This is a genomic window from Pseudocitrobacter sp. CD920760 (assembly GCF_057782505.1).
In genome coordinates this window covers 1,608,686-1,631,837 of the sequence record NZ_CM173490.1, presented here as the reverse complement: position 1 = coordinate 1,631,837, position 23,152 = coordinate 1,608,686, and the positions used below count along the sequence as shown (strand labels likewise).

At 55.7% G+C, this 23,152-nt stretch carries 23 protein-coding genes; 13 read left to right on the top strand and 10 right to left on the bottom strand.

All coding sequences use genetic code 11. From position 1 onward, the window contains the following. The first annotated feature begins 267 nt into the window (after positions 1–267). Positions 268–990, top strand: a complete 723-nt coding sequence (locus tag AC1MKH_RS07440; protein ID WP_276218275.1) for an ABC transporter ATP-binding protein — start codon at positions 268–270, stop codon at positions 988–990. Here the strand turns inward: AC1MKH_RS07440 and bioD are convergent. The 4 genes from bioD to bioB are packed head-to-tail and all read right to left on the bottom strand — an operon-like array spanning position 956 to position 4,580. Continuing rightward, the gene (gene bioD / locus AC1MKH_RS07435) at positions 956–1,654 is read right to left on the bottom strand and encodes a dethiobiotin synthase (protein ID WP_276218277.1); all 699 of its coding nucleotides are present in this window, start codon (positions 1,652–1,654) and stop codon (positions 956–958) included. The genes AC1MKH_RS07440 and bioD overlap by 35 nt on opposite strands. After that, positions 1,647–2,402: a malonyl-ACP O-methyltransferase BioC gene (bioC, locus tag AC1MKH_RS07430; protein ID WP_276218279.1), complete on the bottom strand. Its 756-nt coding sequence runs from the start codon at positions 2,400–2,402 to the stop codon at positions 1,647–1,649. The genes bioD and bioC overlap by 8 nt, the downstream gene beginning before the upstream one ends. Continuing rightward, positions 2,386–3,543, bottom strand: a complete 1,158-nt coding sequence (gene bioF / locus AC1MKH_RS07425) for an 8-amino-7-oxononanoate synthase (RefSeq protein WP_276218281.1) — start codon at positions 3,541–3,543, stop codon at positions 2,386–2,388. The genes bioC and bioF overlap by 17 nt, the downstream gene beginning before the upstream one ends. Next, positions 3,540–4,580 carry a biotin synthase BioB gene (bioB, locus tag AC1MKH_RS07420; RefSeq protein WP_276218283.1) on the bottom strand — a complete coding sequence of 347 codons (1,041 nt, stop codon included), beginning with the start codon at positions 4,578–4,580 and terminating at the stop codon, positions 3,540–3,542. Before bioB ends, bioF begins: the two co-directional genes overlap by 4 nt. A gap of 84 nt (positions 4,581–4,664) precedes the next feature. Here bioB and bioA point away from each other — a divergent pair, with 84 nt between their 5' ends. From bioA to AC1MKH_RS07405, 3 genes are all read left to right on the top strand, one after another. Beyond that, positions 4,665–5,954, top strand: a complete 1,290-nt coding sequence (gene bioA / locus AC1MKH_RS07415) for an adenosylmethionine--8-amino-7-oxononanoate transaminase (protein ID WP_276218285.1) — start codon at positions 4,665–4,667, stop codon at positions 5,952–5,954. A gap of 69 nt (positions 5,955–6,023) precedes the next feature. After that, on the top strand, positions 6,024–6,500 hold the full coding sequence (locus AC1MKH_RS07410) for a kinase inhibitor (RefSeq protein WP_276218287.1): 477 nt from the start codon (positions 6,024–6,026) through the stop codon (positions 6,498–6,500). Between the two features lie 166 nt (positions 6,501–6,666). Beyond that, complete coding sequence (locus tag AC1MKH_RS07405; protein ID WP_276218289.1) at positions 6,667–7,950, top strand: putative acyl-CoA thioester hydrolase; 1,284 nt, start codon at positions 6,667–6,669, stop codon at positions 7,948–7,950. A 103-nt stretch (positions 7,951–8,053) separates the two neighbouring features. Here the strand turns inward: AC1MKH_RS07405 and pgl are convergent, their stop codons facing one another. Then, the gene (gene pgl, locus AC1MKH_RS07400; RefSeq protein WP_276218291.1) at positions 8,054–9,049 is read right to left on the bottom strand and encodes a 6-phosphogluconolactonase; all 996 of its coding nucleotides are present in this window, start codon (positions 9,047–9,049) and stop codon (positions 8,054–8,056) included. Between the two features lie 151 nt (positions 9,050–9,200). Between pgl and AC1MKH_RS07395 the strand changes: the two genes are divergently transcribed. After that, positions 9,201–10,019, top strand: coding sequence for a pyridoxal phosphatase (locus AC1MKH_RS07395; protein ID WP_276218293.1), 819 nt, complete (start codon positions 9,201–9,203; stop codon positions 10,017–10,019). On the opposite strand, the gene modC is transcribed toward AC1MKH_RS07395, so the two are convergent. The 4 genes from modC to AC1MKH_RS07375 all read right to left on the bottom strand — a co-directional run bounded on the left by modC (position 10,020) and on the right by AC1MKH_RS07375 (position 12,849). Further along, positions 10,020–11,078: a molybdenum ABC transporter ATP-binding protein ModC gene (modC, locus tag AC1MKH_RS07390; RefSeq protein ID WP_276218295.1), complete on the bottom strand. Its 1,059-nt coding sequence runs from the start codon at positions 11,076–11,078 to the stop codon at positions 10,020–10,022. Between the two features lie 3 nt (positions 11,079–11,081). After that, a complete protein-coding gene (gene modB / locus AC1MKH_RS07385; RefSeq protein WP_149464458.1) occupies positions 11,082–11,771 on the bottom strand; it encodes a molybdate ABC transporter permease subunit in 690 nt (229 codons plus the stop codon). After that, positions 11,768–12,544 (bottom strand): molybdate ABC transporter substrate-binding protein, encoded by a 777-nt coding sequence (gene modA / locus AC1MKH_RS07380; protein ID WP_276218297.1) that lies wholly within the window; start codon positions 12,542–12,544, stop codon positions 11,768–11,770. Before modA ends, modB begins: the two co-directional genes overlap by 4 nt. A 155-nt stretch (positions 12,545–12,699) precedes the next feature. Then, positions 12,700–12,849 (bottom strand): AcrZ family multidrug efflux pump-associated protein, encoded by a 150-nt coding sequence (locus AC1MKH_RS07375; RefSeq protein WP_015965278.1) that lies wholly within the window; start codon positions 12,847–12,849, stop codon positions 12,700–12,702. Between the two features lie 128 nt (positions 12,850–12,977). On the opposite strand from AC1MKH_RS07375, the gene modE reads away from it, so the two are divergent. From modE to gpmA, 8 genes are all read left to right on the top strand, one after another. Next, on the top strand, positions 12,978–13,766 hold the full coding sequence (modE, locus tag AC1MKH_RS07370) for a molybdenum-dependent transcriptional regulator (protein WP_276218301.1): 789 nt from the start codon (positions 12,978–12,980) through the stop codon (positions 13,764–13,766). Positions 13,767–13,833: 67 nt separating this feature from the next. Beyond that, complete coding sequence (modF, locus tag AC1MKH_RS07365) at positions 13,834–15,303, top strand: molybdate ABC transporter ATP-binding protein ModF (protein WP_327621802.1); 1,470 nt, start codon at positions 13,834–13,836, stop codon at positions 15,301–15,303. A 172-nt stretch (positions 15,304–15,475) separates the two neighbouring features. After that, positions 15,476–16,387: a DUF2167 domain-containing protein gene (locus AC1MKH_RS07360; RefSeq protein WP_442961868.1), complete on the top strand. Its 912-nt coding sequence runs from the start codon at positions 15,476–15,478 to the stop codon at positions 16,385–16,387. Between the two features lie 251 nt (positions 16,388–16,638). Then, on the top strand, positions 16,639–17,655 hold the full coding sequence (gene galE, locus AC1MKH_RS07355) for a UDP-glucose 4-epimerase GalE (RefSeq protein ID WP_276218308.1): 1,017 nt from the start codon (positions 16,639–16,641) through the stop codon (positions 17,653–17,655). A gap of 9 nt (positions 17,656–17,664) precedes the next feature. Beyond that, positions 17,665–18,711: a galactose-1-phosphate uridylyltransferase gene (galT, locus tag AC1MKH_RS07350; RefSeq protein WP_276218310.1), complete on the top strand. Its 1,047-nt coding sequence runs from the start codon at positions 17,665–17,667 to the stop codon at positions 18,709–18,711. 2 nt (positions 18,712–18,713) lie between these two features. After that, positions 18,714–19,862 (top strand): galactokinase, encoded by a 1,149-nt coding sequence (gene galK, locus AC1MKH_RS07345; RefSeq protein WP_276218312.1) that lies wholly within the window; start codon positions 18,714–18,716, stop codon positions 19,860–19,862. Then, the gene (gene galM, locus AC1MKH_RS07340; protein WP_276218314.1) at positions 19,856–20,896 is read left to right on the top strand and encodes a galactose-1-epimerase; all 1,041 of its coding nucleotides are present in this window, start codon (positions 19,856–19,858) and stop codon (positions 20,894–20,896) included. Before galK ends, galM begins: the two co-directional genes overlap by 7 nt. A 219-nt stretch (positions 20,897–21,115) precedes the next feature. Next, positions 21,116–21,868 (top strand): 2,3-diphosphoglycerate-dependent phosphoglycerate mutase, encoded by a 753-nt coding sequence (gene gpmA, locus AC1MKH_RS07335; RefSeq protein WP_276218316.1) that lies wholly within the window; start codon positions 21,116–21,118, stop codon positions 21,866–21,868. A 127-nt stretch (positions 21,869–21,995) separates the two neighbouring features. Here the strand turns inward: gpmA and aroG are convergent, their stop codons facing one another. After that, positions 21,996–23,048, bottom strand: a complete 1,053-nt coding sequence (aroG, locus tag AC1MKH_RS07330; RefSeq protein WP_276218318.1) for a 3-deoxy-7-phosphoheptulonate synthase AroG — start codon at positions 23,046–23,048, stop codon at positions 21,996–21,998. Positions 23,049–23,152: the final 104 nt, after the last annotated feature.

Here is a 23,152-nt window from a genome sequence, read left to right as displayed (position 1 = left end):
GGGTAAAAATTTTTTATCGTTAATTTTTGATTTTTATCAGCGAAAATCATCATGTGGTTTCTGCGTGACAGCCCTCACATTTTCGTATAATTTTCGCTCAACACTCGCTGTTTTTTGCGCCAGTGCTGTGCATCACGCTTACTCCGCTTCACCTCTATTTCTTAAGTTAATTCTTAAAAATCAGCCGTTATGCTGAGGAAAACCTGTTCTGGCAAGAGAATTGCAATCTTCTTTCGTGACCCTGTCCTTTGGCTTGAGGAGAACACGATGTTGAGTTTGCATGCAGTCAATCATTTCTACGGAAACCAGCACACGCTCTGGAACATCGACCTCGAACTGGCTTCCGGCGAATGCACCTGTTTAATCGGCCTTCCAGGTACGGGGAAGACCACGCTGGTGAACTGTATTACCGGCCATCAACCCATTGAAAGCGGCAGCATGATTTGGCAACAAACCGGTTCGCCCCCCTGCGATTTAATGCCCCTTTCACCCGTGCGGCGCACCACGCTTGGGATCGGTTATGTCCCTCAGGATAAACGTATTTTTTCGCAGCTTAGCGTGGAAGAGAATTTGCTGATTGCCCTCAAGGCGGCGGGTGAAAGCAGCGGAACGGTGAGTCCGGAAATTTACGCGCTCTTCCCCTCTCTGTATGCTGTCAGACAACTTAAGGGCTCCGCACTCACGGAGGACGATCGTTATCAACTGGCTGTAGCCTGTGCAATGGTCACGCGGCCACAGCTGCTGATTTTGGATGAGCCGACACGCGGCGTGGGCCACGCATTTATCCATCGGCTGGGGGATTTGCTCCTGCGCCTGAATCGGGAGATTGGCTTGACGATATTGCTGGCGGAACAGCAGTTACCGTTTATTCAGCGCGTGGCGGACCGTTTCTGCCTGTTGCATCGCGGCAGAAACGTGGCCCAGGGCGGTGTGGCGCAGTTGGATGAACAGATGATTAAAGCGTGGATGACGCCTGAGTCAGGGCTGTGAGGTCAAGATACTGTCCAAGGTCGTGCTCTACCAGCGTCGCGCCCAGCCAGGGAATTTCGCCCAGCATCGGCGCATCAATCATCCGTTGCAGCGTCGCCAGATAGGGCTGGTGACGCTTCCCTGGCTGCTCAACATCGTTGGCTATCCAGCCCGCCAGATGCAGGCCCGCCTGCTTAACGGCCTGCACGGTCAGGAGTGCATGGTTGATGCAGCCCAGTTTCATTCCGACCACCAGAATCACCGGCAACTGCTCGCGTTGCACCCAATCCGCGAACGTCAGATGGGGCGACAGCGGCGTATACCAACCACCAGCCCCTTCCACTAACACCCAATCCGCCTGCGCTTCCAGCGTGCGAAGACCCGCCGACATCACATCAGCCTCAATCGGGCGCTGTTCCACCTCGCTGATAATGTGTGGCGACGTGGGTTCAGCAAAGGTGTACGGGTTCACCCGCTCGTACGCCAGCGGCAGCACGCTATTGCGCTGCAATGCCAGCGCATCACTGTTGCGCAGCCCATCAGGCGTTTCGTCACTGCCAGAGGCGACGGGTTTGTAGCCTGCTGTCCGGTATCCGAGTGCCCGAGCGGCCTGTAGCAGCGCCGTGCTGGCCACCGTTTTCCCCACTTCCGTGTCGGTGCCGGTAACAAAATAACGTTCAATCACGAGTAATGACTCCAGAAAAAAGATGGTAGGTCAGCGGGCATTGCCCCTGAATTTTTGGCCATGCCAGTTGCAACTGCTGTAGTTTGCTGCGGGTTAACGGCTCGCGCGCCCGACCTTCATGCAGATGCGTCGCGCCGATCCCCTTCAGAGAGCGCATCGCGCTCAGGGCATCGGGAAACAGCAGAGTCATCGAGCGTGCGCTACTGTGCTGGGGCCAGCTCGCCTGCGCCTGTCGTAGCGTCTCTTCCGGCAGAAAACGGTTCGCATGGGGATGCGCATCCACGGCCTGCCAGGCCTGATTCAGCTCGGGTAACGATCCGGCGGTCAGCGTGGTGAAGGCCAGCACGCCACCGGGGCGCAACTGGCGATAAAGCTCGGCCAGCGCAATGCGGATATCGCTGCACCACTGCACAGCAAGATTGCTCCACACCAGGTCAAACCCGGCATCAGGCAAGGGAATGGCTTCGATATCCGCCAGCAAGTAGTGCTGTGCCGCCTGCTGCTGGCGCGCCTGCGCAAGCATATCAGCGGAGAGATCCAGCGCGGTCACTTCGCTCCCCCGCTCACGCCAGTAGCGGCTATAGCTACCGGGGCCGCAGCCTGCGTCCAGCACACGGGCAAACGCCCGCACCGGGAGTTGTTCGAGCAGATGCGCCGCGCTCTGGCGCTGAAGTTCGTTAAACTGGTGATAATGCGCTGCCGCCCGGCCAAAGGCCGCCGCCACCGCCTGTTTATTCACGGACGCCATGCAGCACCTCCAGCAGAGTATCGATATCTTCACGCGTATGCGCCGCCGTCAGCGTTAAGCGCAAACGCGCGGTTCCGGCGGGTACGGTAGGTGGGCGGATTGCCGTCACCCAACAGCCTTTTTCACGCAGCGTTTGCGCCAGGGACAACGTGCGCGCATTCTCCCCGACAATCAGCGGCTGAATGGCGCTCTCCGATGGCGTGAGCTGATAGTCCAGCCCCTGCGCGCCCGCGCGAAAGCGGGCGATATGCTGCGCCAGGACTTCCCGCCGCTCATCGCCCTCGCCGCTGCGAATCACCTCAAGAGATGCCCGCAGCGCCACGGCCTGCGCCGGGGGCATCGAGGTGCTGTAAATCAGATGACGGGCAAACTGCAGCAGATAATCGGCCAGCGAGTCGCTACACAGCACCGCCGCACCGCTCAGGCCAAAGGCTTTACCAAAAGTCACCACCAGCAACTCAGGGCGCACGCCCTGTTGCCAACAACTTCCCCGCCCCTGCTCGCCCTTCACGCCGATACCGTGCGCGTCATCCACCATCAACCACGCGCCTGCTTGCGTTGTCACCTCTGCGACGTTTGCCAACGGCGCACTATCGCCGTCCATGCTAAACACACCTTCGGTGACCACCAGTTGCTGCCCCTCAATGGGGCTGCTTAGCAACCGCGTCAGATGCAGGCTGTCGTTGTGCTGAAAACGGCGCAACGCCGCCGGGCTTAACGCTGCGGCTTCCAGCAGCGAGGCGTGACTTAAACGATCGGCAACGATCCTGTCTTTATCACTCATCAGCGCGGCGATCACCGCCTGATTCGCGGCGAAACCAGACATAAACAGCAGCGCGCGCGGGTAGCCCAACCACTGGGCCAGTTCTGCTTCCAGCTCGCGATGGGCATGACTGAATCCGGTGACGTGGCCCGAGCCGCCGCTGCCTGTGCCGTACTGTTCCGCGCCCTGTTGCCAGGCGCGGATCACCTTAGGATGCTGGCTCATCCCCAGATAGTCGTTACTGGAAAAATTGCGATAGCGTTGACCTTCACACTCCAGCCAGCGCCCGGCGCCCTGAGCCAGCGGCACACGACGACGAAAAGCATCAGCCTCACGCCGTTGTGCTAAAGCGCTATCGATGCGTTGCTGCCAGCTCATACCGCCGCCGCGTTGTAATACGTTTCGGTATCCGGGGTCATCAGCGCCTGCTCCAGACGCTGCTGCTGTTCGTTATCGCCCGCAGTAACGGTGGTTTGTTCCGGGTTCAGGCCCAGCTTGCGGAACAGTTGCAGATCTTTATCTTCTTCCGGGTTCGGCGTCGTCAGCAGTTTGCAGCCGTAGAAAATCGAGTTGGCCCCGGCCATAAAGCACATCGCCTGAGTTTGTTCGTTCATCTGCTCGCGACCGGCGGACAGTCGCACGTGCGAGGTCGGCATCATGATGCGCGCCACGGCGATAGTGCGAATGAAATCAAAGGCATCAACGTCGTCGTTGTCCGCCAGCGGCGTGCCCTTCACCTTCACCAGCATGTTGATGGGTACACTTTCCGGCGGCGTCGGCAGGTTCGCCAGTTGCAGCAGCAGCCCCGCGCGATCGGTGACCGTTTCGCCAAGGCCAACAATCCCGCCGGAACAGACTTTGATGCCGGCATCACGCACTTTATCCAGCGTATCGAGGCGTTCCTGATAGCTGCGGGTGGTGATGATATTGCCGTAGAATTCTGGCGAGGTGTCCAGGTTGTGGTTGTAGTAATCGAGCCCCGCCGAAGCCAGGCGCTGCGCCTGCGTGTCGGACAAGGTACCGAGCGTCATACAGGCCTCCAGACCCATCTCCTTCACGCCCTGCACCATTTGTTCAAGGTAAGGCATATCGCGCTCGTGCGGGTTTTTCCACGCCGCGCCCATGCAGAAACGGGTAGAACCGGCAAGCTTCGCCTTGCGGGCAGAATCCAGCACCTGCTCCACTTCCATCAGGCGCTCGCTCTCCAGCCCGGTTTTATAACGCGAGCTTTGCGGGCAATATTTGCAATCTTCCGGGCATGCGCCGGTTTTAATCGACAACAGGGTGCTGACCTGCACCTGGCGTGGGTCAAAATGCTGACGATGGATCTGCTGCGCTTCAAACAGCAAATCAAGCAATGGTTTTTCAAAAAGTTCGGTGACCTGCGACATTGTCCAGCGTAAAGGGTTAGCCATTGGCTTCTCCGGGGGTTTTGTTAATTTTCGGATCGGTTTATACTCGTAAACCTAAAACTTTTCAAAATGGTTTACAAGTCGATTATGACAACGGACGATCTCGCCTTCGATCAACAGCATATCTGGCACCCCTACACTTCCATGAGCGCCCCGCTTCCCGTGTATCCGGTGGTTTCCGCGCACGGCTGCGAGCTACAGCTGGCGAGCGGCGAACAGCTGGTGGACGGCATGTCGTCGTGGTGGGCCGCCATCCACGGCTACAATCACCCGCGTCTGAATGCGGCGATGAAAGCGCAGATTGACCAGATGTCGCACGTGATGTTCGGCGGCATTACGCATCCCAGCGCAGTGGCGCTATGCCGCAAGCTGGTGGCGATGACCCCAGAATCACTGGAATGCGTTTTCCTCGCCGACTCCGGGTCCGTCGCGGTGGAAGTGGCGATGAAAATGGCATTGCAGTACTGGCAGGCTAAAGGCGAGCCGCGCCAGCGTTTTCTGACCTTCCGCAACGGTTATCATGGCGATACCTTTGGCGCGATGTCGGTCTGCGACCCGGACAACTCCATGCACAGCCTGTGGAAAGGCTACCTGCCGGAAAACCTGTTCGCACCAGCACCAACCAGCCGCTTCGACAGCGAATGGGATGAACGTGACATGGTGGCATTTGCTCGCCTGATGGCCGCACATCGTCACGAAATTGCGGCGGTGATCCTCGAACCCATAGTTCAGGGCGCGGGCGGGATGCGCATGTATCATCCTGAGTGGCTGAAACGCATTCGTAAGATGTGCGACCGGGAAGGCATTCTGCTGATTGCCGATGAAATCGCCACCGGGTTTGGCCGCACCGGCAAACTGTTTGCCTGCGAACATGCGGGTATCACGCCTGATATTCTCTGCCTTGGGAAAGCGATCACTGGCGGCACCATGACCCTTTCCGCCGCGCTCACCACCCGGCTGGTGGCAGAAACCATCAGCAACGGTGAAGCGGGCTGCTTTATGCATGGACCAACCTTTATGGGGAATCCGCTGGCCTGCGCAGTGGCGACGGAGAGCCTGGCGATTCTGGAGAGTGGCGAATGGCAGCAGCAGGTCGCCGCTATTGAAGAACAGCTCTGTCGTGCACTTGCCCCGGCAAAAGCCATGGCACAGGTGGCGGATGTTCGCGTGCTGGGAGCGATTGGCGTGGTAGAAACTCGCAAGCCGGTGAACATGGCGGCGCTGCAACGCTTCTTCGTCGAACAAGGCGTGTGGATCCGCCCGTTTGGCAAGCTCATCTACCTGATGCCGCCGTATCTCATTTCCCCGGAACAACTCAGCCGCCTGACGCGCGCAGTCTGTGCAGCGCTTGAAACGGACACATTTTTTATCGATTAATGCACGGTAAGGTTGCCTCTTGCCCGCTATACTGCTTATTAATCAGTAAATTAAAGGATGGAGACAACGATGATTTTAGTCAGTCATGATCTACGTGATGGCGAAAAACTGCCGCAGCGTCAGGTGTTTAATGGCATGGGCTATGAGGGTGACAATCTCTCTCCGCATCTGGCGTGGGATGAGGTTCCGCCGGGTACCAAAAGCTTTGTGGTGACCTGTTTCGACCCGGACGCGCCAACCGGTTCCGGCTGGTGGCACTGGGTGGTGGCGAACCTGCCTGCCGATACGCGCGAGCTGCCGCAGGGCGCGGGTTCCGGCATTGCCGCTTTGCCGGAAGGCGCCGTTCAGACCCGCACCGATTTCGGCAAAGCGGGCTACGGCGGTGCTGCGCCGCCGAAAGGGGAAACGCACCGCTATATCTTTACCGTCCACGCGCTGGATGTGGAACGCATCGACGTTGACGAAGACGCCAGCGGCGCGATGGTTGGCTTTAACGTCCATTTCCATACGCTCGGCAGCGCTTCAATTACGGCCCTGTTCAGCTAATCGATTTGCCGGAATGTATCCCTGCATTCCGGCCCTAATCCTTTCTAAAAAACCTTTTACATCAGTCACTGCGCTTTTTTATGCAGCACATCTTCCCGTTTCGCTCAACTTAGTATAAAAAGGCTGGTTTAAATGGAACCCTTTTACTCAACTAGCCTGGAGCAACATGAACACTTTATCGGTTTCCCGTCTGGCGCTGGCATTGGCTTTCGGCGTGACACTGACTGCTTGCAGCTCAACCCCTGCGGATCAACGCCCGTCTGAACAGGCCGCGCCGGGGACGTCATCCCGTCCGGTTTTATCCGCAGATGAAGCGCAAAACTTCGTTGCCGCACGTTACTTCACTGCTCTCGATCCTAATGGCGCGACCTGGTCGCCGTCTTCGATTAGCACCCCGGCACAACCTGATTTCGTGGTTGGCGCAGCGGGCCAGCAGGGCGTAACGCACACCTCCATCCAGGCCGCCGTCGATGCCGCCATTGCGCGTCACAGCAGCAAGCGTCAGTACATTGCGATTCTGCCGGGCGAGTATCAGGGCACCGTCTATGTTCCTGCCGCACCGGGCAGCGTAACGCTGTACGGTACGGGCGAAAAACCGCTCGACGTGAAAATTGGTCTGGCGATCGACTCTGAAATGGCCCCTGCCGCCTGGCGTCATCTGGTCAACCCGGCCGGAAAATATATGCCGGGCAAACCGTCCTGGTACATGTATGACAACTGCCAGAGCAAACGCAGCGCAACCATTGGCGTGATGTGTTCAGCGGTCTTCTGGTCACAGAACAACGGCCTGCAACTGCAGAACCTGACCATTGAAAACAACCTCGGCGACAGCGTCGATGCCGGTACCCATCAGGCAGTCGCTCTGCGTACCGATGGCGATCAGGTACAAATCAACAAGGTGAACATTCTGGGTCGCCAGAACACCTTCTTTGTGACCAACAGCAGCGTCAACAACCGCCTGCAAAACGATCGTCAGACCCGTACGCTGGTGAGCAACAGCTACCTCGAAGGCGATGTGGACATCGTTTCTGGCCGTGGCGCAGTGGTGTTTGATAACACCGACTTCCGCGTGGTGAACTCTCGTACTCAGCAGGAAGGCTACGTCTTCGCACCGGCAACCCAGGCAAACATTTACTACGGTTTCCTGGCTATCAATAGCCGCTTTACCGCGTCTGGCGATAACGTTGCACAGCTGGGCCGCTCTCTGGACGTCGATGGCAACACCAACGGCCAGGTCGTTATTCGCGACAGCGTGATCAACGAAGGCTTCAACATGGCAAAACCGTGGGCCGATGCGGCAATCTCTAAACGTCCATTCGCAGGTAACACTGGTGCGAAAGACGATAAAGGGAATGTGCAGCGTGACCTGAACGACCGTAACTTCAACCGCATGTGGGAATACAACAACCGCGGCGTGGGAAGTACTGTCCTGGCAGAGCCGAAGCAGTAAGCGTCACGGTTAGCAAAATTGCCTGATGCGCTACGCTTATCAGGCCTACAACGAAAAAACCTCGCCGCGGCGAGGTTTTTTGTTTTCAGCATAAGCTCAACGCTTAGTAGGCGTTAACCACCACCCACATTGGCCCCTGCCCGACCGCATAACGGCCCTTCTCTTCCAGTAGCCCCTGCTCGCCTTTAATTTCATACACCGCGATGTGGTGCGATTTCTGTCCGGCGGCAATGACATATTTACCACTGTGGTCAATGTTAAAACCGCGCGGCTGGGTTTCCGTCGGCTGGAAACCTTCTACTGCCAGCACGCTGCCATCTTCAGAGACGCTGAAAACAGTAATCAGGCTGGAGGTACGGTCGCAGGCATAGAGATGACGACCGTCCGGCGTAATGTGAATATCTGCCGCCCAGCGGGTATCGGAGAAATCGGACGGCATCATATCCAGCGTCTGCACGCACTCAATTTTGCCGTACGGATCTTTCAGCTCCCACACATCAACCGAGCTGTTAAGCTCGTTCACGCAGTAGGCGTACTGTTGATTCGGATGGAACACCAGATGGCGCGGGCCCGCTCCTTCCACCGTGGTCACTTCCGCAGGATCCTGCGCAACCAGATGCCCGTCGTCACTCAGGGTAAACAGGCAGATGCGATCCTGCTTCAGCGCCGGAACCCACAGGGTGCGGTTATCCGGGGAAATATTTGCCGAGTGGCAGCCTTCCAGCCCTTCAACAACGTCTACCGTTTCGCGCGGAATGCCGTCTTCCAGACGCGTCACGCTGACGCAGCCTGCGTTATACGAACCGCTGAAGACAAAGTTACCCTGACGATCGGTTGAAATATGCGTCGGGCTGCCTGGCAACGGCGCTTCAGCGGTAAAGGTCAGTGCGCCATCGTCCGGCGCAATGCGATAGGCGAGCACGCGAAATTCCGGGCGTACGCCCACGTACAGATAACGTTTGTCAGGACTTACCACCATCGGTTGTACCTGACCCGGTACATCCACCACCTGAACCAGCGTCAGGTTGCCATCATGGCCCAGCGACCAGACGTGGATCTGCTGGCTTTCGGGGCTGGCGGTATAAACGGTTTGTTTCATGAATACTCCTTTCCTCACTGCACGTGGAAGCAAATTACCAGGATAGTCTGTTTTAGCGGTCAATGCTGAATTTTTCCGCTCGATTTTGCTGCACAGGCGAGTCGGTGTACCATCCTGCACAGTGAATTTTAACATGACTTGAGACACAACTATGACTGCACGTGTGATTGCCCTGGATCTGGACGGTACCCTTCTCACTCCGAAAAAAACGCTGCTGCCTTCCTCGCTGGAAGCGCTGAAGCGCGCGAAAGAGGCTGGATACCAATTGCTTATCGTCACCGGTCGCCATCACGTTGCCATTCATCCTTTTTATCAGGCACTGGCGTTAGATACACCTGCAATTTGCTGTAATGGCACTTACTTGTATGATTATCATGCAAAAAAGGTGTTAGAAGCCGATCCTATGCCAGTCGATAAAGCGCAGCAACTTATCGCTATGCTGGATGAATATCAGATTCACGGCCTGATGTATGTGGATGACACCATGATGTACCAGTACCCCACCGGGCACGTTGTCCGCACCAGTAACTGGGCGCAGTCTTTGCCGGAAGCGCAGCGCCCGTCATTTACGCAGGTGGATTCGCTGGCGCAGGCGGCTCATGAAGTGAAAAACGTCTGGAAATTTGCCCTGACCGATGAAGACCTGCCGAAGCTGCGGAAATTTGGCGAGCAGGTTGAAGAGACGTTACAGCTGGAGTGTGAATGGTCCTGGCACGATCAGGTGGACATCGCGCGCCAGGGCAACAGCAAAGGCAAACGTCTGACCCAATGGGTTGAATCGCAGGGATTATCGATGAAAGACGTCATCGCTTTTGGTGATAACTTTAACGATATCAGCATGCTGGAAGCCGCCGGAATGGGTGTGGCGATGGGCAATGCCGACGACGCGGTGAAAGCGCGCGCCAACGTGGTGATTGGTGATAACACCACTGACACCATCGCCGAATTTATCTATAGCCGCCTGCTGTAATCAGGCGGTAATCGACACGCTCTTGATTTGCGCATAGAGCCATTGGCCTGGCTTCACCGCCAGGTCATCCCTCGCCCACGGGCTGATCCGCGCCCACAGCGTTCTGCCGCTGACGTCTAACTGCACTTCCACTTGCCCGTTACTGTCGTAACATTGCACCACTTTCGCGTGCAGCACGTTGCGGATACTGGTGTGCGCGGAGGGTTGCAGTACCAGCGAAACATCCGTCGCCTGAATGCGTACGCGCACGGCGGCCTGAAGGGGACGCTCAAGTTTATTCACCCACAAATGCTGATCGCCCAGCGCCAGAGCGGTCATCGCGTAATGCGGATGATGCTCCAGCACCGTAACGCGTAAAATCGAACTTTGCTGATCCTGCGGCAGCCAGGGATGCATCACGCTGCTGCCCCATACTTCCTCCAGGTTGCCGAAGGCTTTGACCTGACCCGTTTCCAGCACCAGCACTTTATCCGCCAGATGAAGAATTTCATCCAGCGAGTGGCTGACATAAAGCATCGGAATATTAATCTCACGCGCCAGGCGTTGCAGATACGGCAGCAGCTCGCGTTTACGCGGGATATCCAGCGAGGCCAGCGGTTCATCCAGCAGCATTAATTCCGGGGCGGTGAGTAGCGCCCGACCAATCGCCACGCGCTGTTTTTCGCCACCGGACAGGCTTCCGGGCAGACGCTCGAGCAGTGCTTCAATCCCCAGCAGCGCCACCAGTTTATCAAACTGGCTCTCCATGCTTTTAGCCATACCGTAACGCAAATTGCCGCGCACTTTGTAGTGTGGAAAAAGACGCGCATCCTGGAAGACATAACCCACCCGCCGCTTTTCCGGGGCCAGGCAGATGCCCTTTTCGACATCATTCAGCACGCGACCATTAAGCACAATGCGGCCTTTCTCGGGGCGAGTCAGGCCGCTGATGGCATTAATCAGCGAGGTTTTCCCGGCGCCGGATACGCCAAACACGGCGGTGATCCCGCTGGCGGGCAGTGATTCATGAATAGTCAGGCAGTGCGTGCCCAGCGTTTGGCTAAAGTTCAGTTCGAGCATGCGTTACGCCCCAATCCGTTGACGGCTCACGCGCGCCAGCCATTCTGAAATCATCAGGGAAATCAGCGCCAGCACAATCGAGATAAGACACAGCCTTGCCGCCGCGCTTTCGCCGCCGGGCGTTTGAATCAGGGTGTACATCGCGGAAGGAATGGTGCGGGTTTCACCGGGAATATTGGAGACGAAGGTAATGGTCGCCCCGAACTCGCCCAGCGAGCGGGCAAACGCCAGCACGGTACCGACAATAATACCGGGTAGCATCAGCGGCAGCGTAATGGTGCAGAACACGCGCCAGCGCCCTGCACCCAGCGTTCTTGCTGCCTGTTCAAGTTTGATGTCTACGCCTTCCAGCGCCAGGCGAATTGCGCGCACCATCAGCGGGAAGGACATCACGGCTGCGGCCAATACCGCGCCACGCCAGCTGAAGGCAAATGTCAGGCCAAACCAGTCATAAAGCCAGGCGCCGATAAAACCGCGTCGTCCCATCGCCACCAGTAATAAATAGCCGACCACTACCGGCGGCAGCACCAGCGGCAGATGAAGTAATCCATCGAGTAACGCTTTGCCGGGGAAGTTACGCCTCACCAGCAGCCAGGCAAAGAAAATCCCAAAGGGCAAACTGAATAACACTGCCAGAGATGACACTTTCAGGCTCAGCAACACCGCCTGCCATTCGGGATCCGTCAATATCATTGTTGTGTGGTAAATCCGTAACGTTTAAAGATGGCTGAAGCCTGCGGCCCTTGCAGATAGTCGTAGAAAGCAGTAACGGTAGCATTTTTATGACCGTCGATAACCGCCAGCGGGTATTCCACTTTCTGGTGGGAATCTTCCGGGAAGGTACCGACCACTTTCACGCCTTTGCTGGCAACGGCGTCAGAACCGTAGACGATACCCAACGGCGCTTCGCTGCGCTCTACCAGCGCCAGTGCGCCACGCACATCTTCAGCCGGGGCCAGTTTCGGTGACAGGGTATCCCAGGCACCCAGTTTTTGCAGCGCTTCTTTTGCATAAATGCCCGCCGGGACATGATCCGGATCGCCCACCGCCAGACGACCACCATTCAGCAGACGCGTCCAGTCGGTTTTGGCATTAATGGTAATATCGCCCTGCGTGCTGGCTTTAGGCGCGACCACGACCAGGCTATTGCCCAGCAGCGTTTTGCGCGTCGCCGTGTCGATAGACTTTTTATCTACCGCGTAATCCATCCATTTCTGGTCGGCGGAAATAAAGAGATCTGCCGGCGCACCCGCTTCAATCTGACGCGCGAGCGTAGAAGAAGAGGCAAAAGAGGAGACGACTTCCACGTTCTTCTCTTTTTTATACTCTTTCGCAATATCCTGCATTGCGTTCGTCAGCGATGCCGCGGCGAAAACGGTGATTTTGCCGTCATCTGCCAGCGCATGCCCTGCCACTGAGAGCGCAAGCGTTGTCCCTGCAACCAAACGTACCCATGAACCTGCCATTTGAAACTCCTGTGAATATCGTTGTATAGCGACAAATATAGCGACAAGTCAGATCGTTTCCTAGCGTTAATTCATTACTTTTAAGGGGTATTATCGGCAAAAAGGCGGGAAGCTTGAAAGCAAAACGCCCGGTAAAGACCGGGCGTTGGGGTAAATCAATGGTTCTGCGGGCGGTTATCTTTGTGGCCGACGCCAGAAAAGATGTTGAACACTTCACCGAGTCCGTAAATCGCCCCCATAATGATAGCCATTACGATAGGCACCATGATTACGGCAAAAACCAGACTTTTCAGCAGTTCTAACATGGTTTACTCCAGACATTACGTTTACCTTATTGTAACCATCTTCCGGAGAAAAACACTCCCTTTTGTGCGATGCGCTTTGCCCTTGCCGCCATTTAAGTCACAATAACCCTTTTTTCAGGACGTTCTTTATGCAGGCAGAAATTCTCCTCACCCTTAAGCTTCAGCAACGTCTGTTTGCCGACCCGCGTCGCATCTCGCTGTTGAAACACATCGCGCAAACCGGCTCTATCAGCCAGGGCGCGAAAAACGCTGGCATCAGCTATAAAAGCGCCTGGGATGCCATCAATGAGATGAATACCCTGAGCGAGCAGGCTCTGGTGGATCGCGCCACCGGCGGGAAAGGCGGCGGCGGCGCGGTGCTGACGCGTTACGGCCAGCGTCTGATTCAGCTTTACGATCTGCTGGCGCAAATTCAGCAAAAAGCGTTCGACGTGCTGAGTGATGATGACGCCCTGCCCCTCGATAGCCTGCTGGCCGCCATTTCCCGTTTTTCTCTGCAAACCAGCGCCCGCAACCAGTGGTTTGGGACTGTCACCCGTCGCGACCACCAGCAGGTGCAGCAGCATGTGGATATTTTGTTGGCCGACGGCGAAACCCGTCTGAAAGTGGCCATCACCGCGCAAAGCGGCGAGCGCCTTGGGCTGGATGAAGGCAAAGAAGTACTGGTCCTGCTGAAAGCCCCCTGGGTCAGCGTCACGCGCGACCCGTCGCAGGCCCACGATGCGGACAATCAACTCGCCTGCCGTATCAGCCACATCCAGCGCGGCTCCGAACAGTGTGAAGTACTGATGACGCTGCCGGATGGGCAAACCCTGTGCGCTACCTTGCCGCTGGAGAAAGCCACAGAACTGGAAGAAGGCGCCGAGGTAACAGCATATTTTAATGCTGACCGCATCATTCTCGCCACGTTGTGCTGATGCCATTGACATCATGATGTGAAAGACGTATCCCTGATAAAAATCGCTGCAAAAAATGGGATACACAATGTCATCATTGCAAATTTCGCAAGGCACGTTTCGTCTTAGCGATACAAAAACGCTGAAAATTGAGCAACTGACCCTGCGCGCCGGTGAAAGCTGGGCGTTTGTCGGCAGCAACGGCAGCGGCAAATCGGCGCTCGCCCGCGCGCTGGCGGGGGAACTTCCGCTGCTTTCCGGTTCGCGTGAATGTCAGTTCACACGTATCACCCGCCTCTCCTTCGAACAATTGCAGAAACTGGTGAGCGACGAATGGCAGCGCAACAATACGGATTTGCTCAGCCCCGGCGAGGATGACACTGGGCGCACCACCGCAGAAATTATTCAGGATGAGGTCAAAAATGACATGCGTTGCGCAGCGCTTGCCGCACGTTTTGGCATCAGCCATTTACTGGAAAGGCGCTTTAAATATCTGTCTACCGGCGAAACGCGCAAAACCCTGCTGTGTCAGGCGCTGATGGCGGAACCCGATTTATTGATCCTTGATGAACCGTTTGACGGGCTCGACGTTGCCTCCCGCCAACAGTTGGCACAGCATCTCGCCAGCCTCAGTGAAGCCGGTTATACGCTGGTGCTGGTTCTCAACCGCTTCGATGATATCCCCGATTTTGTGCCGTTTGCCGGGGTGCTGGCCGATTGTACGCTCACCGAAACCGGCGAGAAAAACGTGCTGCTGGCACAAACATTGGTCGCTCAACTGGCGCACAGCGAAAAACTGGCCGGCATGACCTTGCCCGAGCCTGACGCCCCTTCTGCGCGGTTATCCCTTGCCGACGATGAAGCACGCATTGTGCTGCGCGATGGCGTCGTCTCCTATAACGATCGGCCCATTATCAACCACCTGAGCTGGACCGTTGCGCCAAATGAGCACTGGCAGATTGTGGGGCCTAACGGCGCGGGGAAATCCACGCTATTAAGCCTGGTCACCGGCGATCATCCCCAGGGTTACAGCAATGATCTCACCCTGTTTGGTCGCCGTCGCGGCAGCGGCGAAACCATCTGGGATATCAAGAAGCACATTGGCTACGTCAGTAGCAGCCTGCATCTGGATTATCGCGTCAGCACCACGGTGCGCAACGTTATTCTCTCCGGCTATTTTGACTCCATCGGCATTTACCAGGCAGTGTCGGATAAGCAACGCAAGCTGGTCGATCAATGGCTCGCGATTCTCGGTATGAACGCGCGTACCGCCGATGCGCCATTCCACAGTCTGTCGTGGGGCCAGCAGCGTCTGGCGCTGATTGTCCGCGCCCTGGTCAAACATCCTACGCTACTGATCCTCGACGAACCGTTGCAGGGGCTGGACCCACTCAACCGCCAGGTGGTGCGCCGCTTTATCGACGTGTTAATCAGCGAGGGGAAAACGCAGTTGCTGTTTGTCTCACACCATGCGGAAGATGCCCCAGACTGCATTACCCATCGGCTGGAATTTATTGCCGATGGCGAAGGATACCGCTATCAGTTAGGCAAAATATAAATATCAGGGCCCCAATTGAGGGGCCCGAATTATATATAAAGAGAACCTTAATCCTGCATTAACAAAAACTAAAAAGTGAAAAGCTAGCGCCCGGAATAAAATCCCGGTGCTCGTTTATTTTTTAGCGCTGACAATGAGGTCGGCGGTGTTACTTACAGGAAAATATATGAATCTGTCGTTTAGACTTCCCCGTACACGTTGCGTATTTCTCAGTTTTCTTTTTGCATTATCTTTTCAGGTTGTTGCGGCTAATCAATCGGAACAGCAGCAGGCCGAAGACCCTGCAGAAATTGCCTTTGCCGCGATGAAGCGCGTGGCCGTTCCCGGTCCGGCGACCATTCCTCTGGGCAAAAAAGCCACCATTCAATTACCGAAAGACTACGTCTATTTCCCACCGAAAGAGTCGTCGGTATTTATGATTGAACTGGGGAATTACGTCGATGATGAGAATTTTTATGGTTTGGTTTTCCATAAAAACATCGATGGCTTTATTTCTATCGATTATGACAATTCCGGTTATATCAAAGACGATGATGCGAAAGACTGGGATGCCGATGAATTACTCAGCAGCCTTCGCGAAGGTACAAAAGAAGGTAATAAAGACCGTGTGAAAAAAGGCATTCCGGCCATTGAAGTGATTGGCTGGGTAGAAAAACCAGGCTACGATGCCGCCACGCATCGCCTGATTTGGTCTGCCGCCTTAAAAGACATTGGCAGCAATGTGCCCGTGAACGAACAGGGTGTGAACTACAATACCTATCTGCTGGGCCGTGAAGGTTATTTCGAGCTAAACCTGATTACCGATCGCGGTAGCGTGGAGGCCGCCAAACCTCTGACGAAAACGCTGCTTAACGCCGTGAACTTTAACGAAGGTCAGCGTTACAGCGACTATAACGCCAAAACCGATAAGCTGGCTGAATATGGTCTGGCCGCGTTGATTGGCGGGATTGCGGCGAAGAAAATCGGTCTGCTGGCGATGATTGGCATCACCCTGCTCAAGTTCTGGAAAATTGCCGCCATTGCCGTGGTCGCTTTCGGCGCCGGGCTGAAGCATCTGGTGTTCCGTAAAAAATCTGACGACTAATCCGCCCTCCCCTTGCTGCGCCGGTGTGGCTTTACTGCGCTGGCGCAACATCAAGCTGTTCCACAAAAATTTCACTGCACATTTTTAAGATTTATACGATTAGATATAACCAATTGAAAATAAAGAACTAATAATAAAATTCACTTTCATGCGTTTAGTGTAAACGATTCCACTAATTTATCCCATGTCACACTTTTACCTTCTCTGATATGCTATCTTCATTACATACCATATGCCTAATGGAGCGAAAAATGAGAGTACTGGTTACGGGTGGTAGCGGTTACATAGGAAGTCATACCTGCGTGCAGCTGCTGCAACAGGGTCACGATGTCATCATTCTCGACAACCTGTGTAACAGCAAACGCAGCGTGTTACCGGTGATCGAACGTCTGGGCGGGAAAAAGGCCACGTTCGTGGAAGGCGATATTCGCGATGAAGCATTGATGACCACGATCCTGACCGATCACGCCATCGAGGCGGTGATCCACTTCGCGGGCCTGAAGGCTGTTGGCGAGTCGGTGCAAAAACCGCTGGAGTATTATGACAATAACGTCAACGGAACACTACGACTGGTTTCCGCCATGCGTGCCGCGAATGTTAAAAACTTCATTTTCAGCTCCTCCGCCACCGTCTACGGCGACCAGCCAAAAATCCCTTACGTTGAAAGCTTCCCAACCGGTACCCCACAAAGCCCGTACGGCAAAAGCAAACTGATGGTCGAGCAAATCCTGACCGACCTGCAAAAAGCACAGCCGGAATGGAGCATTTCGTTGCTGCGTTACTTCAACCCGGTAGGCGCACATGCGTCTGGCGACATGGGTGAAGACCCGCAGGGCATTCCAAATAACCTGATGCCGTATATCGCTCAGGTTGCCGTTGGCCGCCGTGAATCGCTGGCGATTTTCGGTAACGACTACCCCACGCCTGACGGTACCGGCGTGCGCGACTACATCCACGTGATGGACCTCGCCGACGGCCACGTCGCCGCGATGGAAAAACTGGCGAACAAAGCCGGTGTGCATATCTATAACCTCGGTGCTGGCGTAGGCAGCAGCGTGCTTGACGTGGTGAACGCCTTTAGCAAAGCCTGCGGCAAACCGATTAACTACCATTTCGCTCCGCGTCGCGATGGCGACCTTCCGGCCTACTGGGCCGATGCCACCAAAGCTGACAAGGATCTGAACTGGCGCGTAACCCGTAATCTCGATGAAATGGCGCAGGACACCTGGCACTGGCAGTCCCGTCATCCTCAGGGATATCCAGACTAAGGATTTGTGATGACGCAATTTAACCCCGTCGATCATCCCCACCGCCGTTATAACCCTTTAACGGGGCAGTGGATTTTAGTTTCACCGCATCGCGCAAAACGCCCCTGGCAAGGGGCGCAAGAGACACCGTCAAAACAGACGCTGCCCGCGCACGATCCGGACTGCTTTTTATGCCCGGGCAACACCCGGGTGACGGGCGACAAAAACCCCGACTACACCAGCACTTACGTCTTTACTAATGACTTCGCCGCGCTGATGACCGACACACCTGATGCGCCGGAAAGCGACGATCCGTTGATGCGTTGTATGAGCGCGCGCGGCACCAGCCGCGTGATCTGCTTCTCGCCGGATCACAGCAAAACGCTGCCCGAATTAACGCTACCCGCGTTGCAGGACGTGGTCAAAACCTGGCAGGAACAAACCGACGATCTGGGGCAAACCTACCCGTGGGTTCAGGTCTTTGAAAACAAAGGCGCGGCGATGGGCTGCTCTAATCCGCATCCGCACGGTCAGGTTTGGGCCAACAGCTTCCTGCCAAACGAAATCGAGCGCGAAGATCGCCTGCAACGCGCCTATTTTGCCGAGCAGGGTGCGCCGATGCTGGTCGATTATGTTCAGCGCGAACTGGCAGACGGCAGCCGTACCGTCGTGGAAACCGAACACTGGCTGGCCGTAGTCCCTTACTGGGCGGCATGGCCGTTTGAAACGCTGCTGCTGCCGAAAACGCATATCTTGCGCATCACCGACTTAACGGATGCCCAGCGTGACGATTTGGCGCTGGCGCTGAAAAAACTGACCAGCCGCTACGACAACCTGTTCCAGTGCTCCTTCCCCTACTCGATGGGCTGGCACGGCGCGCCGTTTAATGGCGAAGAAAATGCACACTGGCAGCTGCACGCGCACTTTTACCCGCCGCTTCTGCGCTCCGCCACCGTGCGTAAATTTATGGTTGGCTATGAAATGCTGGCAGAAACCCAGCGCGACCTGACGGCAGAACAAGCCGCCGAGCGCCTGCGCGCGGTCAGTGATATCCATTTTCGCGAGTCCGGAGAATAACAATGAGTCTGAAAGAAAGAACACAATCCCTGTTTGCTGAAAAATTTGGCTACCCTGCTACCCACATCATTCAGGCGCCGGGTCGCGTTAACCTGATCGGCGAACACACTGACTATAACGACGGTTTTGTGCTGCCCTGCGCCATTGATTACCAGACGGTGATCAGCTGCGCACCGCGTCAGGATCGCACCGTTCGCGTGATTGCTGCCGATTACGATAACCAGACCGATGAATTCTCCCTTGATGCGCCTATCGTTACGCATGACACGCAACAGTGGTCTAACTATGTGCGCGGCGTGGTGAAACATCTGCAAAAACGCAACGCAGGCTTCGGCGGTGCGGATCTGGTGATCAGCGGTAATGTGCCGCAGGGCGCGGGCCTCAGCTCTTCCGCCTCGCTGGAAGTCGCCGTCGGCACCGTGTTCCAGCAGCTGTATCATCTGCCGCTGGATGGCGCTCAGATTGCGCTGAACGGTCAGGAAGCCGAGAACCAGTTCGTGGGGTGTAACTGCGGCATCATGGATCAGCTGATTTCCGCGCTGGGTAAAAAAGATCATGCGCTGCTGATCGACTGCCGCACCCTGGGCACCAAAGCGGTGTCCATGCCAAAAGGCGTGGCAGTGGTCATCATCAACAGCAACTTCAAACGCACCCTGGTCGGCAGCGAGTACAACACGCGCCGCGAACAGTGTGAAACCGGCGCACGCTTCTTCCAGCAGCCTGCCCTGCGTGATGTCACGCTGGATCAGTTCAACGCGGTTGCCAGCCAGCTTGACCCCATCGTTGCGAAGCGTGTGCGTCACGTGCTGACCGAAAACGCCCGTACCGTAGAAGCCGCTGAGGCGCTGGAAAAAGGTGACTTGCAACGCATGGGTAAACTGATGGCGGAATCTCACGCCTCTATGCGTGACGACTTTGAAATCACCGTACCGCAAATCGACACCCTGGTTGAGATCGTGAAAGCCACCATTGGCGACAAAGGCGGCGTACGTATGACCGGCGGCGGCTTCGGCGGTTGCATCGTAGCGCTGGTACCGGAAGAGATGGTGGATGCCGTACAGCAGGCCGTGGCTGACCAGTATGAAACCAAAACCGGCATCAAAGAGACATTCTACGTCTGCAAACCTTCACAAGGAGCTGGACAGTGCTAACCGAAACGCCAACCCTGGCCCCCGACGGCCTTCCCTATCGCCTTATCACTCTGCGCAATGCGCAGGGTGTGGTGGTGACACTCATGGACTGGGGCGCGACGCTGCTCTCCGCCCGTATTCCGCTGGCGGATGGTTCTATTCGCGAAGCGCTGCTGGGCTGCGCCTCGCCGGAACAGTACAGCCAGCAGGCCGCCTACTTCGGCGCGTCGATTGGCCGTTACGCCAACCGTATCGCCAAAAGTCGCTTTACGCTGGATGGCAAAACCTATGCGTTGACCCCAAGTCAGGGCGAAAACCAGCTGCACGGCGGCACCGAAGGGTTTGATAAACGTCGCTGGGCCATCAGCAACCAGAATGACACCCAGGTGCTGTTCACGCTGACGTCCGACGATGGCGACCAGGGTTTCCCGGGCACGCTCAACGCTTCGGCGCTTTACCGCCTGACGGAAGATAACCGTATCTCTATCGAGTATCGCGCAACGGTCGATAAAGCCTGTCCGGTGAATATGACCAACCACGTCTACTTCAACCTCAATGGCGAGCAGAGCGACGTGCGTAGCCACAAGCTGCAACTGCTGGCGGATGCCTACCTGCCGGTGGATGAAATGGGTATTCCCTATGACGGCCTGAAAGACGTGGCTGGCACCAGCTTCGATTTCCGCCAGCCGAAGGCAATTTCCGCCGATTTCCTTGCCGACGGCGATCAGCAGAAAGTAAAAGGTTACGATCACGCCTTCCTGTTACAGGCGAAAGGCGATGCTTCTCAGGTTGTCGCCCGCCTGTGGTCGCAGGACGAGAAATTGCAGATGAAGGTCTATACCTCAGCCCCTGCCCTGCAATTTTACTCCGGCAACTTCCTCGATGGCACCCCATCGCGCAGCAGTGAAGCTTACACCGCGTGGCAAGGTCTGGCGCTGGAAAGCGAATTCCTGCCCGATAGCCCGAACCACCCGGAATGGCCGCAACCTGACTGCGTGCTTCTGCCAGGCGAAGAGTATGTCAGCCTGACGGAATATCAGTTTATTGCCGGTTAACCGCGCAGACCGGATGTCCCCCTGACATCCGGTCACTATTTTTTGCGCATTTTGCTGAATTTAGCGTCAACCATCGACAAATTCACAACCCTGCATTCACAACCACCTTACACTCGGCCACTATTTTCGCTATGGTTATGCATAAGCGTTGCCGTCGAGTCGATCGCGGCAATATAATGAGAATTGTTATCATTCAAATAAAGCTTGAGGAGTGAGAGTATGGCTGTAACTAAGCTGGTACTGGTTCGTCACGGTGAAAGTCAGTGGAACAACGAAAACCGCTTCACCGGTTGGTATGACGTTGACCTGTCAGAGAAAGGCGTTGGCGAAGCGAAAGCGGCCGGTAAACTGCTGAAGGCTGAAGGCTACACCTTCGATTTTGCTTATACCTCTGTGCTGAAACGTGCCATCCATACGCTGTGGAACGTACTGGACGAGCTGGATCAAGCGTGGCTGCCGGTTGAGAAATCCTGGAAACTGAACGAACGTCACTACGGCGCGCTTCAGGGTCTGAACAAAGCGGAAACCGCAGCGAAATACGGTGACGACCAGGTGAAACAGTGGCGTCGTGGTTTTGCCATCACCCCGCCAGAGCTGACCAAAGATGACGAACGTTTCCCAGGCCATGACCCGCGTTATGCCAAACTGACCGACAAAGAGCTGCCGGTTACCGAAAGCCTGGCGCTGACCATCGATCGCGTTGTGCCGTACTGGAACGAAACCATTCTGCCGCGCATTAAAAGCGGTGAACGCGTGATCATCGCCGCTCACGGTAACTCTCTGCGCGCGCTGGTGAAATACCTGGATAACATGGGCGAAGAAGAGATCATCGATCTGAACATCCCAACTGGCGTTCCGCTGGTGTATGAGTTCGACGAAAACTTCAAACCGATCAAACATTACTATCTGGGCAATGCTGACGAAATCGCTGCGAAAGCGGCGGCCGTTGCGAACCAGGGTAAAGCGAAGTAATCATGAAAAACGGGTAGCGCAAGCTACCCGTTCAAAGTTCCTGCCGGATGCGGCGTAAACGCCTTATCCAGCCTACAAAACATCGCACAAGTTACGTAGGCCTGATAAGCGTAGCGCATAAGGCACCTTATCCGCGACGTGCTTTTACCGCATTCGCCAACTGACGCAGGATGGTTTCCGTATCTTCCCAACCGATGCAGGCATCGGTAATGCTCTTACCGTAAACCAGCGGTTCGCCGTTATCCGGGTTCTGATTGCCTTCCACCAGATGGCTTTCAATCATCACGCCAATAATCGCCTGTTCTCCGCCCGCAATTTGCTGGCAGACGTCCGCGCCCACTTCCATCTGTTTTTTGAACTGCTTGCTGGAGTTAGCGTGACTGAAATCGATCATCACCTGCGCCGGAAGATCGGCTTTTTTCAGCGATTCTTTTACGCTGGCCACGTGAGCTGCACTGTAGTTCGGCTCTTTGCCGCCGCGCAGGATGATGTGGCAGTCGCCGTTACCGCTGGTGTTAACGATAGCGGAATGCCCCCATTTGGTGACAGAAAGGAAGCAGTGTGGCGCGCCCGCAGCATTGATGGCGTCAATAGCCACTTTCATGGTGCCGTCGGTACCGTTTTTGAAACCAACCGGGCAGGAAAGGCCAGAAGCCAGTTCACGGTGCACCTGAGATTCGGTAGTACGCGCACCGATTGCACCCCAGCTCATTAAATCGGCCAGGTATTGTGGCGTAATCATATCAAGGAACTCACCCGCCGCCGGTAGGCCGGTGTCGTTAATATCGAGCAGCAGCTTACGCGCGATGCGCAGGCCGTCGTTGATTTGATAGCTGTGATCCATATGCGGATCGTTGATCAGCCCTTTCCAGCCCACCGTGGTGCGCGGTTTTTCAAAATAGACGCGCATGACGATTTCGAGCGAATCATTAAGCTCTTCACGCAACGCCAGTAGGCGTGAAGCGTACTCTTTCGCCGCAGCCGGATCGTGGATAGAACATGGGCCAATCACCACCAGAAGACGATCGTCGTTGCCTTTCAGGATTTTGTGAATCGCTTTGCGCGCACGGGAAACCGTATTAGCCGCGTTTTCTGTGGCGGGGAATTTCTCAAGGAGTGCGACCGGAGGCAATAACTCGTTGATCTCTTTGATACGTAAATCGTCGTTCTGATAATTCATGTTCGTTCCAGTGTTGCCATACTTATATGATTGAATGCAATCCCCTCAATCTATATCTTTCGCCAGAAAGTGTAAACGGGATTTTACACTTTGCGCAGAATAAT

Coding starts and splice junctions, on each gene's coding strand:
- AC1MKH_RS07440 (WP_276218275.1), top strand. CDS start 268: ATGTTGAGTTTGCATGCAGTCAATCATTTCTACGGAAACCAGCACACG.
- bioC (WP_276218279.1), bottom strand. CDS start 2,402: ATGGCGTCCGTGAATAAACAGGCGGTGGCGGCGGCCTTTGGCCGGGCG.
- bioF (WP_276218281.1), bottom strand. CDS start 3,543: ATGAGCTGGCAGCAACGCATCGATAGCGCTTTAGCACAACGGCGTGAG.
- bioB (WP_276218283.1), bottom strand. CDS start 4,580: ATGGCTAACCCTTTACGCTGGACAATGTCGCAGGTCACCGAACTTTTT.
- bioA (WP_276218285.1), top strand. CDS start 4,665: ATGACAACGGACGATCTCGCCTTCGATCAACAGCATATCTGGCACCCC.
- AC1MKH_RS07410 (WP_276218287.1), top strand. CDS start 6,024: ATGATTTTAGTCAGTCATGATCTACGTGATGGCGAAAAACTGCCGCAG.
- AC1MKH_RS07405 (WP_276218289.1), top strand. CDS start 6,667: ATGAACACTTTATCGGTTTCCCGTCTGGCGCTGGCATTGGCTTTCGGC.
- pgl (WP_276218291.1), bottom strand. CDS start 9,049: ATGAAACAAACCGTTTATACCGCCAGCCCCGAAAGCCAGCAGATCCAC.
- AC1MKH_RS07395 (WP_276218293.1), top strand. CDS start 9,201: ATGACTGCACGTGTGATTGCCCTGGATCTGGACGGTACCCTTCTCACT.
- modC (WP_276218295.1), bottom strand. CDS start 11,078: ATGCTCGAACTGAACTTTAGCCAAACGCTGGGCACGCACTGCCTGACT.
- modB (WP_149464458.1), bottom strand. CDS start 11,771: ATGATATTGACGGATCCCGAATGGCAGGCGGTGTTGCTGAGCCTGAAA.
- modA (WP_276218297.1), bottom strand. CDS start 12,544: ATGGCAGGTTCATGGGTACGTTTGGTTGCAGGGACAACGCTTGCGCTC.
- AC1MKH_RS07375 (WP_015965278.1), bottom strand. CDS start 12,849: ATGTTAGAACTGCTGAAAAGTCTGGTTTTTGCCGTAATCATGGTGCCT.
- modE (WP_276218301.1), top strand. CDS start 12,978: ATGCAGGCAGAAATTCTCCTCACCCTTAAGCTTCAGCAACGTCTGTTT.
- modF (WP_327621802.1), top strand. CDS start 13,834: ATGTCATCATTGCAAATTTCGCAAGGCACGTTTCGTCTTAGCGATACA.
- galE (WP_276218308.1), top strand. CDS start 16,639: ATGAGAGTACTGGTTACGGGTGGTAGCGGTTACATAGGAAGTCATACC.
- galT (WP_276218310.1), top strand. CDS start 17,665: ATGACGCAATTTAACCCCGTCGATCATCCCCACCGCCGTTATAACCCT.
- galK (WP_276218312.1), top strand. CDS start 18,714: ATGAGTCTGAAAGAAAGAACACAATCCCTGTTTGCTGAAAAATTTGGC.
- gpmA (WP_276218316.1), top strand. CDS start 21,116: ATGGCTGTAACTAAGCTGGTACTGGTTCGTCACGGTGAAAGTCAGTGG.
- aroG (WP_276218318.1), bottom strand. CDS start 23,048: ATGAATTATCAGAACGACGATTTACGTATCAAAGAGATCAACGAGTTA.